The sequence below is a fragment of the Xenorhabdus sp. PB62.4 genome, assembly GCF_014467285.1.
In the GTDB taxonomy this organism is placed as follows: Bacteria; Pseudomonadota; Gammaproteobacteria; order Enterobacterales; family Enterobacteriaceae; genus Xenorhabdus.
Window position 1 is genome coordinate 298,536 of the sequence record NZ_NKHR01000001.1, and the last position, 13,758, is coordinate 312,293.

The 13,758-nt window shown below is 44.0% G+C and carries 9 protein-coding genes; 4 read left to right on the forward strand and 5 right to left on the reverse strand.

Translation table 11 applies throughout. The features are described 5' to 3' along the window. Window positions 1-50 precede the first annotated feature (50 nt). Together Xenpb_RS01260 and sbcD are read right to left on the reverse strand one after the other, a co-directional pair. The gene (locus Xenpb_RS01260) at window positions 51-3,731 is read right to left on the reverse strand and encodes an AAA family ATPase (RefSeq protein WP_187652727.1); all 3,681 of its coding nucleotides are present in this window, start codon (window positions 3,729-3,731) and stop codon (window positions 51-53) included. Further along, on the reverse strand, window positions 3,728-4,966 hold the full coding sequence (gene sbcD / locus Xenpb_RS01265) for an exonuclease subunit SbcD (RefSeq protein WP_187652728.1): 1,239 nt from the start codon (window positions 4,964-4,966) through the stop codon (window positions 3,728-3,730). The genes Xenpb_RS01260 and sbcD overlap by 4 nt, the downstream gene beginning before the upstream one ends. A 277-nt stretch (window positions 4,967-5,243) precedes the next feature. Here sbcD and phoB point away from each other — a divergent pair, with 277 nt between their 5' ends. The 3 genes from phoB (at window position 5,244) to brnQ (ending at window position 9,050) form a co-directional block, all read left to right on the forward strand. Beyond that, on the forward strand, window positions 5,244-5,933 hold the full coding sequence (gene phoB, locus Xenpb_RS01270; RefSeq protein ID WP_187652729.1) for a phosphate regulon transcriptional regulator PhoB: 690 nt from the start codon (window positions 5,244-5,246) through the stop codon (window positions 5,931-5,933). Between the two features lie 84 nt (window positions 5,934-6,017). After that, on the forward strand, window positions 6,018-7,328 hold the full coding sequence (gene phoR, locus Xenpb_RS01275; RefSeq protein WP_187652730.1) for a phosphate regulon sensor histidine kinase PhoR: 1,311 nt from the start codon (window positions 6,018-6,020) through the stop codon (window positions 7,326-7,328). A 381-nt stretch (window positions 7,329-7,709) separates the two neighbouring features. Beyond that, the gene (gene brnQ, locus Xenpb_RS01280) at window positions 7,710-9,050 is read left to right on the forward strand and encodes a branched-chain amino acid transport system II carrier protein (protein WP_187652731.1); all 1,341 of its coding nucleotides are present in this window, start codon (window positions 7,710-7,712) and stop codon (window positions 9,048-9,050) included. A 102-nt stretch (window positions 9,051-9,152) separates the two neighbouring features. Here the strand turns inward: brnQ and ggt are convergent, their stop codons facing one another. The 3 genes from ggt to Xenpb_RS01295 form a co-directional block, all read right to left on the reverse strand. Beyond that, complete coding sequence (gene ggt / locus Xenpb_RS01285; RefSeq protein ID WP_187652732.1) at window positions 9,153-10,916, reverse strand: gamma-glutamyltransferase; 1,764 nt, start codon at window positions 10,914-10,916, stop codon at window positions 9,153-9,155. A gap of 254 nt (window positions 10,917-11,170) precedes the next feature. Continuing rightward, on the reverse strand, window positions 11,171-11,773 hold the full coding sequence (locus Xenpb_RS01290; RefSeq protein ID WP_187652733.1) for a peroxiredoxin C: 603 nt from the start codon (window positions 11,771-11,773) through the stop codon (window positions 11,171-11,173). A 191-nt stretch (window positions 11,774-11,964) separates the two neighbouring features. Next, entirely contained in the window at window positions 11,965-12,552 is a 588-nt protein-coding gene (locus Xenpb_RS01295) for an ACP phosphodiesterase (protein ID WP_187652734.1), read from the reverse strand. Between the two features lie 105 nt (window positions 12,553-12,657). On the opposite strand from Xenpb_RS01295, the gene queA reads away from it, so the two are divergent. Then, window positions 12,658-13,758 carry a tRNA preQ1(34) S-adenosylmethionine ribosyltransferase-isomerase QueA gene (gene queA, locus Xenpb_RS01300; RefSeq protein ID WP_187652735.1) on the forward strand — a complete coding sequence of 367 codons (1,101 nt, stop codon included), beginning with the start codon at window positions 12,658-12,660 and terminating at the stop codon, window positions 13,756-13,758.

A 13,758-nucleotide genomic window follows, 5' to 3' on the forward strand; every position in this document is an offset into this window, starting at 1 on the left:
CATCATTAAAGTGGTTTATTAATGCACCATATAGGGTTTAATCTCCGTGTTTAAACCCGAAATTCTGGTGCTAATTGACTGCAACCCAAGCCATTCTTTTTTTCCACTTTGATCTGAACAGGAATCCGTTCTTTTAATGCTTCTACGTGGCTGATTACTCCGATGGTTTTTCCTGACGCATTAAGGTGATCCAGTGCATCCAGTGCAATATCGAGGGTTTCAGGGTCAAGCGTACCAAAACCTTCATCAAGGAACAGGGATTCTATCTGTGTTTTGTTACTCACCAGATCAGACAAGGCGAGCGCAAGGGCCAAGCTGACAAGGAAACTTTCTCCACCGGAGAGGGTCTTGGTATCCCGAATGGCATCCGCTTGCCAGGTATCAACAACCTGTAATTCTAATCCACCATCATTTTTGCGTTGTAAGTAGTAACGACCATGCAGTTTTTCCAGTCGGATATTTGCCAGATAGACGAGATGATCCAATGTTAATCCCTGAGCAAAACGGCGGAATTTGGCACCATCTGCGGAACCAATAAGGTTGTTGAGATAGCTCCAGTCATCATAGTTTTGTTGTAAGAGTGCGATTTGAGACAGTAATGCCTGTTGTTGCTGGCGGCGAGCTGCATCGCTATTTAGCAGGGTCCTGACTTCACCTTGTTGTTGGTTGTTGTGCTTCAACTTATCTGTAGTGTCGGTCAACATGGCCGATAATTGCTGGGCTTCATATTGCTCAAGTAATTGCGGTTGTGTCTCTGCATGTCGCTGCAATGCCACTTCTGATTCGTGATGCCGTGTTTTGGCTTGTAATTGTTGTTGTTCCAGTTTTTCTTGTAATTGTTGTAATTTTTCCCGCTGTTCCGGTTCTAATAAGGCACGTTCAAAAGAGGTTTGATCGGGAAAACCTTGCTGCTCCAATCCGGTCTGGAAGTGGCTGGCAGCAAGTTTACAGGCTGCCTCGGTGGTGATACAGCTTCTTTCAATTTCACTGGCTGCACCGGTTAATTGATTCATTTTGTTTTGCAATTCTTGCAGATGGGTAGTGGCCTGTTTATAAGCCTCTTCCAGTTCATAGGCTTTTTGTTGTAAGCCCTGACGAACGTCAGCAACAGATTGTTCGCCAAATAAATGATGGCGTTCCTGACGCGTTTGTTCCAATAACTGCTTTTGTTGTTGTTGCTGCTGATTTAAAGCATGAAGATGTGCGGTTAGCTTATTTTTTTGTTTTTCTAATTCACTCAGTTTGCTTTGTGAGGCGGCTTGTTCTTTCTGTAGTTGTTGCCATCTTTCACGAGATTCATGGTAGTTCTTTAATTCTTGTTGACGCTGTTGTAGCCAACTCTCTGTTTCTTGATGGGAAGGTAAGGTAAAAGGTGTCGATTGTAATTCGGTCTTTAATTGTTGCTCTGCTGCCGTGTAGTCTGTTTCTATTTGTCGAATTTCAGCCGTTTTTTCGTCTAATTGTTTTTGGGCTGAATCTTGTTTGAATTTTTCCAGCTCAATATTTTTTTCACACTGTTGGTATTGCTCACGATTAGCTGTGAGGGCTTTTTCGGCTGCCTGATGGTTTTTTTCTGCTTGTAAAAGTGCTTCCTGCTGAGCTTGATGTTGGTAATAAGCAGCTTGTCTCTGGTTGATAAAATCATTAACCGACTCTGTATCTATCGGTAAATCTGTTGCCTGTAATTGTTGGCAATGGTGTTGCCATTGTTTTACCAATTCGGCCAATTTGACGTTGAGTTGTGCAATGTTATCCTGCAATTGTTCGCTATGTTGCTGTTGAATTTGTTGCCTTTGTTGTAGGGCCGTGCGATTTTCTTGTAATTGTTCAACCTGCTGGCGCAGGGTTTTTAATCGCTCTTCTGATTGTGGCAGGGCAATATTTTGGTATTCATTGATTAAAGGGTGGTGAGTTGAACTACAAAGCGGGCAGGATTCACCTTCTTTTAATTGTGAACGCTCTTTTTCCAGACTTACGATCCGTTGTTCTAAGCGAATACGACTATCAAGATCGTCATAGTGTTGCTGTTTTTCTGCTAATTGTTGATTGAAGGTTGTGATCTGATCCGGCAAGCGTTTTAGCGATTCTTGAAATTGTGCCAGTTGAGTTTGATCGGTAGTGATCGCAGTTTGTTGCTGCTGGATCTGAGGCAGTAAGATCTCCAGTTGATTCTGTGATGTCAGTTGTTTCTGATAATTCGATAAATATTTCTGTAACTGCGCTAAAGGATGTGCTTTCTGTAAAGCAATGAGCTGATTTTCAGCGCTAGAAAGATGACTGTGTAATGTCTGACTCTGTTCTTTTTGTCCCGCTAATTCTGCATTCAGCGAATTCAAACGCCCAGTTGTGTGCGTGATTTCTGTGGCAATTTGTTGCGTGTTTTGTGTGAGTTGGTTTATTTTCGTTTGCCGCTCTTGTTGGCGGGCAATTAGCTGTTTCCATTCAGGCAGTTTGCTGTCTAAATTACGGTAATGGGGATGTTGTTCGTAATAAGATTCCAGCTCTTTTTGCTCTTTATTCAGTACCTCTGTCTGGTTCTGAGTAGTTTGGTATTGGGATTGAATATCAGAGTATTCGCGATCTTGTACCGCTATTTCTTTCTCAAGTGTCAGCAGATCCTTTGATTGAATATCAATTTTATGATCGAGCGGCATAATTTGTTCTGAGATGAGCTTTTCCTGCTGATTTTGATGTTGTTGGTGCTCTTCCCGGTTTTTCTCTAACTGTATAAGCTGTTGTTCAGCAGGTTGCAGTAGCGTTAGTTGCTGTTGGCGTTCATTTTCTATTTTTATGCGTTGTTCAGTGAGTCGCTGTTTTTCATGAAAAGCCCGGTTTTGTGCATCCCATAATGGACGGATTTTTTCAGCCGGTTCGCTGGTAGCCAGTTGTTGTAACTGAGGTTGTGCTTCTTGAATGGCTTGCTCAGTTTGTTGCAGAAGTGATGTATTCTTTGCCAGAGATTGCTGTAGTTCATCTTTTCTGACAAGCCACTGTTCGGCTTTTTGTAATGCCTTAATTTGCTGACTGAATTCGGTTTCTTCTGCAATAAGTTGTTGTTGCTGATTTTGGTATGTTTGTTGCTGCTCTGGTGTGAGTAGTTCAATAGAAGAGGCTTTGGTATTTTGAATATCCAGCTCAGACTGTGCGTCTTTATGGCGTCGATAAATTTCCTGAGACAGAATACCGTAAATTTCTGTGCCTGTTAGCTCTTCCAGTAAGTCTGCCCGATCTTTATCCTGCGCATTTAAGAATGCAGCAAAATCACCCTGTGATAAGAGCATGGATTTGGTAAAACGACCAAAATCCAACCCGGTTATTTCGGCAATTTTTTCTTTTTTCTCTGGAATTTTATCAGCCAGAATTTTCCCGTCTTTTTTGAGGGCCAGCTCTCCTTTTGGCTGTTGGAGTTTGCCATCTGCTTGGTTACGAGCGCGGCGTTGGCTCCAAAATGCCCGATAAGCGACACCTTTGACTTCGAATTCAACTTCCGCGAGGCATTCAGCAGTATGGCGGGTCATTAGCTCGTTTTGCGAACTGGAAATCGTCTTAAGCCTTGGGGTTTCATGATATAAAGCGAGGCAAATGGCATCCAATAAAGACGTTTTACCTGCACCCGTTGAACCGGTAATGGCAAATAATCCATTGCTGGCAAAAGGCTCTGCCGTAAAGTCAATCTTCCATTCACCTTGCAGGGAATTGATATTTTTCAGCCGTAAGCTAAGAATTTTCATAGGAGAGGCTCTTCATGTGATTGCTGAGAAATATCATCCAGCGTTTGCTTAAATAAGGTAATCAGGCGTTGCTTTTTAGCAATATCTTCTAATTCTTCCTGAGCCAAACGTCGTTCGAAAATCTCATTGACACTCAATTCGGTGAGGGTTTCTTTATTTTGTTCAGATAGTGACAATTGGCGGGTATTTTTGCTGCGGCGCAGCAGAATTATCTCAACGGGCAGACCTTCACTCAGGGTTTGGATACGTTTCTGGATATCGGGCAGGTAATCTTGAGTCGCGACTTCAATATCCAGCCAGACCGGGCGTTCACCTTGATACTCCCTGAAAATCTGTAATTGTTCCTCTATCTGTTTCAAGTTGCCACGAATCAACTGCATTGGTTGATAGTCTGGAACGGGTAAAAGCGTGATGCTATCAAGCTTATCTGCCTTAAAGTCAACTAAGCAGACGCTTTTTTCCTGGCCCACTTCATCAAAACTCAGTGGAATAGGCGAACCGCTGTAGCGGATGTGCTCAGATTTTCCGATAACTTGTGGACGATGAATATGCCCCAGTGCAATATAGTCAGCAGGTGGAAATTCTTGGGCAGGGAACGCATCCAATGTGCCAATGTAAATATCGCGGACGGAGTCTGTGGTGGAAGCTCCGACGGTAGTGAGGTGCCCGGTGGCAATAATTGGTAATGGTTGGCCGAGTTGTTCCCGTAACGCACAGGCGTGATGATAAAGCTGGTGATAGTGTTCCGTAATGGCATTTTGTAATGCTTGCTGTTTTTGGGTGCCAGATTGTCCCGCCTGGCTGATCATGACGTCCCGCGGGCGAAGATAAGGAATAGCGCAGAGAATCGCCCCTGCATTACCATCTTTATTATTCAGCACTTTTATTTGTTTTTCTGGCTCTTTGGTTTCGGCATTGGCAATCACTGTTGTATTCAGGTAAGAAAGCAGGGCTTTTGACTCATTGAGTGTAGCGACAGAATCATGGTTTCCCCCAAGAATGACAAGTTGGCAGCCTGTTGGCTGTAGCGCCACAATGAATTTGTTGTAAAGCTCGCGTGCATAACTGGGAGGGGAGCCTGTATCAAAAACATCTCCGGCAATAATCAATACATCAACCTGATATTGAATGATTTTTTCAATAAGCCACTGCAAAAAGTGCTTGTGTTCTGCTGCGCGGTTTTTGGTAAAGAAATATTGTCCAAGATGCCAGTCCGATGTATGAATGATTCGCATGTCTTCCCGCCGTTGCCTGTGAGTTTCTCGTACCTGTGACAAGCGCTAATTATAATGGGTATGTGAAAGATGTCCCGCGCCATTCAGTCCCTTTTGTTGAATTATCGAGTAGCTTCGCATCAAGAATGAAATATGACAGATGAGGTATATATTCCCTGCGAGCCAGATTACAGCTTGATGATTGAGAGATAATAGTTTTCATAAAATTGTCATAAAATTGACTCATAATGTCCTAAAGTGAATGTTGCTGACTTCAATGATATTGACAGGATTAACCATGGCTAAACGCATTTTGGTAGTTGAAGATGAAGTACCGATTCGTGAAATGGTTTGTTTTGTACTTGAGCAAAACGGTTATCAGCCCGTTGAAGCTGGAGATTATGATACGGCAATAAGGCGTCTGTCAGAGCCTTATCCTGATTTAGTGTTATTGGATTGGATGCTTCCCGGCGGCTCAGGCGTACAGATTATCAAGCAAATTAAGCGGGATAATAATACCAGGGCGATTCCAGTCATTATGGTAACGGCTCGCTCAGAAGAAGAAGATCGGGTGCGTGGCCTTGATGTCGGAGCTGATGACTATATCACTAAGCCTTTCTCACCCAAGGAGTTGATTGCCCGTGTCAAGGCAGTTCTGCGGCGTATCTCGCCCATGGAAGCAGAAGATGTCATTGATATGAATGGATTGATACTGGATCCGGTATCTCACCGAGTTTCCAGTCAGGGACAGGATTTGGAGATGGGACCAACCGAATTCAAACTTCTCCACTTTTTTATGACTCATCCAGAGCGTGTTTATAGCCGGGAACAGTTACTTAATTATGTGTGGGGAACGAATGTTTATGTGGAAGATCGCACCGTCGATGTACATATCCGGCGATTGCGTAAGGCGTTGGAAATCGGCAAACACGATAAAATGGTACAAACCGTTCGTGGCACAGGATATCGTTTTTCTACCCGTTATTGACGGTTATGAGTCCCGTTGGTGTTGATTGGCAGAAGTTTGGGTAATGGTTTCGGGTAATACCGTTTTCGTACCGGAGAAAATAACGTGCTTGAGCGTTTATCATGGAAAAAGTTGGTATTGGGCTTCGTGCTTTTCTGTTTGCCCGCTGTCATTTTGTCTCTTTTTGTTGGTCATTTGGCTTGGTTATTGGTTATCGCACTATTTTTGGCACTGGTGTGGCATGGCTATAATTTGCTGAAATTATCCCATTGGTTATGGTTAGATCGCAGTATGTTACCTCCTGCGGGACGCGGCGGATGGGAACCTATCTTTTACGGCATTTATCAGATGCAGCAGCGTAACCGTAAACGGCGTCGTGAACTCGTATTATTGATCAAACGTTTTCGCAGTGGCGCTGAGTCACTACCGGATGCCATTGTGATGATGACCACAGAGGGCAACATTTTCTGGTGTAATCGTCTGGCACAGCATTTACTTGGGTTCCGTTGGCCAGAGGATAATGGTCAGCATATTTTCAATTTACTTCGCTACCCCGATTTTAGTCGTTATATCACAGCAAATGACTTTTCCCGCCCTTTAACTATCGAATTGAACAACGGTAATATGATGGAATTCCGGGTCATGCCCTATTCAGAAAGGCAGTTATTGATGGTGGTGCGTGATATTACCCAAAAAAGGTTACTGGAAAATTCCCGACGGGATTTTTTCGCCAATGTCAGCCATGAACTCAGGACACCGCTTACTGTACTGCAAGGTTATTTAGAAATGATGCAGGATCAGGTACTTGGTAGTCAGGTAAACCAGAAAGCGGTCAGAACGATGCAGGAACAGATACGGAGAATGGATAGTCTGGTTACGCAACTATTGCATCTCTCTAAAATTGAAATCGGCCCGCAAGTGGATATGAATAAAGTGGTTGATGTTCCCGCTATGTTGAGTTTATTGCAGCAGGAAACCCTCGCTTTGGGTAATAACCAGTATGACATCATATTTAATGTTGATGAAAAACTGAAAGTTTTTGGTAATGAAGAACAATTGCGCAGTGCGATGTCTAATCTGGTCTATAACGCCATTAGACATACTCCTGAGGGAACGCGAATTGAGGTGAGTTGGCAAAGGGAGGCTCAGGGGGCGCTGTTTAAAGTGGAAGATAATGGGGGAGGAATTAGCGCAGAACATTTGCCACGTCTTACCGAACGTTTTTATCGTGTTGACCGTGCCCGTTCCCGACAAACTGGAGGTAGCGGGCTAGGGCTGGCGATAGTGAAACACGCACTACATCATTACAATACCCACCTCGATATTTCCAGTGTATTAGGAAAGGGATCTATTTTTAGCTTTCTATTAGCATCTCGACTTATTGTTTCAACTAAAAAGAGTTTGAATAAAAAATAGCTAAGTTTAATAGGATTTAATGGTAACAATACGGGAAAAATTATTTATTAACCAATATGAGTGAAAAAAGTACAAATCATATAGTGTGTATTCAATGATAGATAACAATAATCACTGATTTTAAAATTTAGTTTAGAATATTGTTCTGGTTTTTGGTTTGATGCTTGCCTTTTGACGCTATAAAAGTTTTACTTGTGGGCAGTTGTTGGCGATTCTAGCTGTAATTACTACTATCATTCTGTATTTCACGTTTATCAGTGAATATTATGTTACTCACTGATTGTTAAAACAGAATTCAGTCTCGCCAGTGAAAATTCAAGTGATTGCGATACTTAATATCGTACATACAATTCTTTTGGCAACAATACATTAATAATCATTATGGCATACCGTTTATCATCTAAGGATATTTGGGCATTGGGTTTTATGACTTTTGCCTTGTTCGTTGGTGCGGGAAATATCATTTTTCCGCCTATGGTTGGCTTGCAGGCTGGAGAACATGTTTGGATCGCAGCCGCTGGCTTTTTGCTAACCGCTGTTGGCTTGCCCGTTATTACCGTAATTGCTTTGGCAAAAGTAGGTGGTGGCATTGAAGCACTTAGTTCACCTATCGGAAAAACTGCGGGTTTGGTTCTGGCAACTGTTTGCTATTTGGCTGTAGGCCCTCTATTCGCAACGCCCAGAACCGCAACAGTTTCTTTTGAAGTGGGTATCGCGCCAATTACCGGAACTGGTGAACTTCCTTTGTTCATCTACAGTGTTGTTTATTTTGCATTGGTGATCCTGATTTCACTGTATCCGGGTAAACTGCTGGATAGTATCGGGCACATACTGGCTCCAATCAAAATTCTGGCGCTGGCAATTCTGGGTATCGCTGCTGTGCTGTGGCCTGCTGGTGACTCTATTTCCGCCGTTGAAACCTATAAAGAAATTCCGTTCTCAAATGGCTTTATAAATGGCTACCTGACGATGGATACATTAGCCGCGATGGTGTTCGGCATTGTTATTGTTAATGCTGCTCGTTCCCGCGGGGTTGAGGCTTCTTCTTTGCTGACTCGCTATACCATGTGGGCTGGCCTGATTGCGGGTCTTGGCCTGGCACTTGTGTATCTCTCTTTGTTCAAGCTTGGGGAAAACAGTGGCACATTGGTACCGAATGCTGAAAATGGCGCTGTGATCCTGCATGCTTATGTCCAAAATGTTTTTGGTAACTACGGCAGTTTCTTCCTGGCGGTACTGATTTTCGTGGCCTGTATGGTTACCGCTATAGGTCTGACTTGTGCTTGTTCTGAGTTTTTCAGCCGTTATTTACCGTTATCTTATCGTGCGCTCGTGCTGATTCTGGGCACGTTCTCTATGCTGGTGTCTAATCTGGGCCTGAGCCACTTGATTAAGTTCTCTATTCCAGTGCTGACGGCAATTTACCCGCCATGTATCGTTCTGGTATTACTGAGCTTTACAATGAACTGGTGGAATAACTTCTCGCGTATTCTGGCTCCAGCAATGGCTATCAGCCTGCTGTTTGGAATTTTGGATGCAGTAAAATCTTCTGAATATCTGTCTCACTTATTGCCTGAATGGGCGAAGCATTTGCCATTGGCAGATCAGGGTCTGGCATGGTTACTGCCTGCTTTGCTGGCTATCGTTGTGTGTGCTGTTTATGACCGTATCGCAGGAGGAGTAAAACTCCCAAAGTATGAAGCTCAGCATGAAGAACAGTAAGAAAAAATGAGTGGTTATTCACTAACTTCATGACTGAATTGGTGATATTAATAATAAGGGTGGGCTGTTTTAGTATGCCCACCCTTATTTACTCAGACTGAATCAGTAACCAATAGCAGCACCAGCAGGTCGCCGTACATCATTGGAACCATAGATGTAGCCTTCACGGACAATGCCTGATACCGCTGAATCATTGCCGGAAGAATTTACAGAAGTCACCCCTGCCGCGCCCGGCAATCCAATCATGATTAATTCTGTCGCTCCCCATGGTGTTTGCTCCACCATTTTGTAACCCATTTTTTCCAGTAACTTCAGGGTATCTTTCGACAGGCCACGTTGCTCGTAATAGATTTCATCGGGGAGCCATTGATGGTGTATACGTGGGCTATTGACTGCTTCTTGTGGTGGCATATTGAAGTCGATGATATTTAGGGCGCTCTGTAGCGTGATGGAGATAATGCGGGAACCTCCCGGAGAACCTAACACCAGAAAGATTTTATCATCTTTGGTCACGAGAGTTGGGCTCATTGATGATAGTGGGCGCTTACCCGGGGCAATGGAGTTAGTTGCGCCTTGCACTAGCCCGTACAGGTTTTTTTCACCCACTTTGGTTGTGAAATCGTCCATTTCATCGTTCAGGAAAAAGCCGGTTCCTGGTGCAATCACGACAGCACCAAAGCGTCCATTAATTGTGTAAGTGGTTGATACTGCATTTCCGTTTTTATCCACGACGGAATAATGCGTGGTTTCTGGTTTTTCATGGGGACCAATGCCAGGTTGGACATTGACTGATGGAGTCGCTTTGTCAGGTTGAATCTCTTTTCGGATAGATTCTGCGTAGCTTTTACTTAACAGCCTATCAAGAGGGTTTTTGACAAATGCCGGATCGCCCAGATAGGTGTTTCTATCCATATAGGCGTGGCGCATGGCTTCTGTCAATGTGTGGATATAAGCAGCGGAATTAAATCCCATGGATTTAAGATCATAACCTTCCACAATATTCAATATTTCGCATAACGTGACGCCACCAGAGCTGGGAGGTGGAGAAGAGATGAATTTGTAGCCGCGATAGCTACAGGTGACAGGGGTTGTTTCGGTGGTATGAAAGTTAGCAAAATCGGCTGCGGTGATAATTCCCCCCGATTTTTTTGATGCTTCTTCGACAAGTTGAGGGATTTTACCGTGATAAAAAGCATCCGGTCCTTTTTTGGCAATCACTTCCAGTGTATTAGCTAAATCAGTTTGAATGAGTCTGTCTCCGGGTTCGAATGGCGTACCATCTTTACGCAGGAAAATACGGGTTGCTTCTGGATCTTGAGCAAAACGCTTAACAGTTGTGTCCAGAATATCGGTATCGCCTCGGGTCAGGATATAGCCTTCACGAGCGAGTTTGATGGCTGGAGCCATCACTTGTTCACGGGTCAATGTGCCATATTTTTTCAAGGCTTCTTCAAATCCCATGACTGTGCCCGGTACAGCAACTGATTTATAACCATACAGGCTGGCATTTTTGATAACATTGCCGTCTTTATCCAGATACATATTAGCACTGGCTGCGGCGGGTGCGGTTTCACGGAAGTTAATGAAGGTATTTTTGCCATTGGCGAGATGGATAGTCATAAATCCACCCCCACCAATGTTGCCGCAGCAAGGATTGACGACAGCCTGGGCATAGCCAACAGCAACTGCGGCGTCAATAGCGTTCCCACCCATTTTGAGAATATCGATACCCGCTTGTGAAGCAAGGCGTTGTGAGCTGACAACCATGCCTTGTTTAGCTTCAACGGCAGGTTCAGTGGCTGCATAAATTGGGGAAAAGACGAAGAGGGATACAGCTATCAATGGTATTTTCCATGCTTTTAACATGTGTTGTTCTCCTAAGCGTGAGTCTACTGTGGGGAGACTCAATTGTTTGTGATGTTTTTGTTAGCAGTATGTAGATTACCTTATCTAAAGCTCAGGATTTTGGAAAGGGCGATTTTTTGTGCGTAATTTAATGCAAGCCGATAAGACAGCGGGCTTCAGGAAGATCTGTTTTGCGAGAAAAAACCAGCCGACAAGCGGCTGGTTTGGAAGGGGTAATAACTTTATGTTATTAAATGACTAAACGCTGCGGAATATTACAGTTTGTCAGCATTTTTGGTCAGGTATTTGGCTACGCCTTCAGGTGAAGCGCCCATACCTTCTTGACCTTTTGCCCATTGTGCAGGACAAACTTCGCCATGTTCTTCGTGGAATTGCAGAGCGTCAACCATACGTACCATCTCATCGATGTTACGGCCCAGTGGCAGATCGTTAACAACTTGATGACGGACAACGCCATTTTTGTCAATCAGGAAAGAACCACGCAGGGCAACGCCAGCTTCTGGGTGCTCAATGCCGTAAGCTTTCATGATGTCACGTTTGATGTCAGCAACCATTGGATATTTGACTTCGCCGATACCACCTTCGCTGATTGGGGTTTTACGCCATGCGTTGTGAACGAACTCAGAGTCGAAGGAAACGCCGATAACTTCAACACTGCGTTTCTGGAATTCTTCATAACGGTGATCAAAAGCGATCAACTCAGAAGGGCAAACAAAAGTGAAATCCATTGGCCAGAAGAAAATAACGGCAGGACGGCCATTCAGGTGTTTTTTCAGATTGAAGTTACCAACAATTTCACCGTTACCGAGAACGGCAGCAGCTGTAAAGTCAGGGGCTTGGCGGGTTACTAAAACCATAATTGACTCCTGTGATTTTAAAAGATGTTATGTAAAAACGGGTTACAGCATAAGGAATTAGGGTATAGCAATAAAGAATAAAATACCAATTACTGTAATAGGTTTTACCTATTGATAACCTGTTTTTAATTCCTTTTTGCCTACATAAGATAAAACTATTTGAAAAAAGTGCAAGGCTCTGGAAAATTTTTTCATTCAAGCAGGCGCTTATTTGACGCTAATGCCATCATCTGTGGATAGAATTGTAAAAATAGTGATTCAAAATCAAGGTAATGGGTTTCTATATCTTGATATGATCCTGCCAGCGCTGATAATTTCGGACGTCTGCGTGCCATGCTTTGCAGTACATTGGCAATGCAGGACATATCCGCATAGCGGATGAGCAGGTTTTGTGACCAGAGATAACTGTTCAGTTCTTGAAACTTTTCAGGGGTTGAATCGAGATGAGGCTCTATGTTGCTGCGGGCAATGTTGGCGAATTCAGGCAAAGAATAATTTTTCTCAAGTTTGTCCCAATGTAGGGCAAGAAAATGATCCCATATGATATCAAGGGTAATTGGGGCAACGCGGCGATACTCGCAACGGAATAAGTGACGTGCTTCTATGACAAGCGGATGTCTGTCCGTCAGGCTGTCTACCCGACGGTGCATACGGATGCCCGCTACAATGTCGGAATTGAACAATCCTTCTGGTGAACCGCGGACAAAATCCGCCATCAGATTGCCCAATAAGGAGCTTTCCGATAATGCAGCTAAATGAAGGTGTGCGAGAAAATTCATGATGAGAGTATACCGTAAATCGCTAAACCAGATGCTTCTTTGTTGCACCCTCGTGTTTGCAGCACTAGACTAGTCCGCCTGTTTTTTTTGAATGATACAGATAAAATGCGTGTCGCTGATTTTACATTTGAACTGCCAGATGAGCTGATTGCTCACTATCCCCAGCCACAGCGGAGTGCCTGTCGCCTGCTTTCCCTCGACGGTGAAACGGGAACGCTGACGCACGGTGTTTTTACTGATGTGCTGGATAAGCTGGAAGCCGGTGATCTGTTGGTTTTCAATAATACTCGCGTCATTCCTGCGCGCCTGTTCGGCCGCAAAGCGACGGGGGGAAAATTGGAAGTTTTAGTTGAAAGGATGCTGGATAATAAGCGAGTGCTTGCTCATGTTCGTGCTTCCAAGGCACCAAAAGAAGGTGCTGAGCTGATTCTTGGTGAAGATGTTCTTGGTGAAGATCGAAGCATTAAAGCAACGATGCTGGCGCGTCATGATACATTGTTTGAAATTCGTTTTGATGATGATCGTGATGTGTTGACCATTTTGGATCAGATTGGTCATATGCCACTGCCTCCTTATATTGCCCGTCCTGATGAAGACGCAGATCGTGAGTTATATCAGACGGTCTATAGTGAGCGCCCGGGCGCAGTGGCTGCCCCGACTGCCGGACTGCATTTTGATGAACCGCTTTTGGCTGCCTTGCGTGAAAAAGGCATTGAAATGGCCTTTGTCACCTTGCATGTTGGCGCAGGTACTTTTCAGCCTGTGCGAGTGGAAACCATCGAAGATCATGTTATGCATGCTGAATATGCGGAAGTGCCACAAAATGTCGTGGATGCTGTACTGGCATGTAAAGCGCGTGGTAACAAAGTTGTCGCGGTGGGAACAACTTCAGTCCGCTCATTGGAAAGTGCTGCCAGAGCCTGCCAGAATGGGATTCTTGCGCCTTTTTTTGATGATACCCAAATCTTTATCTATCCGGGTTTTGAATATCAGGTTGTCGATACATTGATTACCAATTTCCATCTGCCAGAATCCACGCTTATCATGCTGGTTTCTGCGTTCGCCGGTTATAAAAATACCATGAGTGCCTATAAAGAAGCGGTGACAGAAAAATATCGCTTTTTTAGTTATGGTGATGCGATGTTTATCAGTCGCAATATGATGGCATCGAAAGAAATGATGTCGAAAGAAGCGGTGTTGAAATAA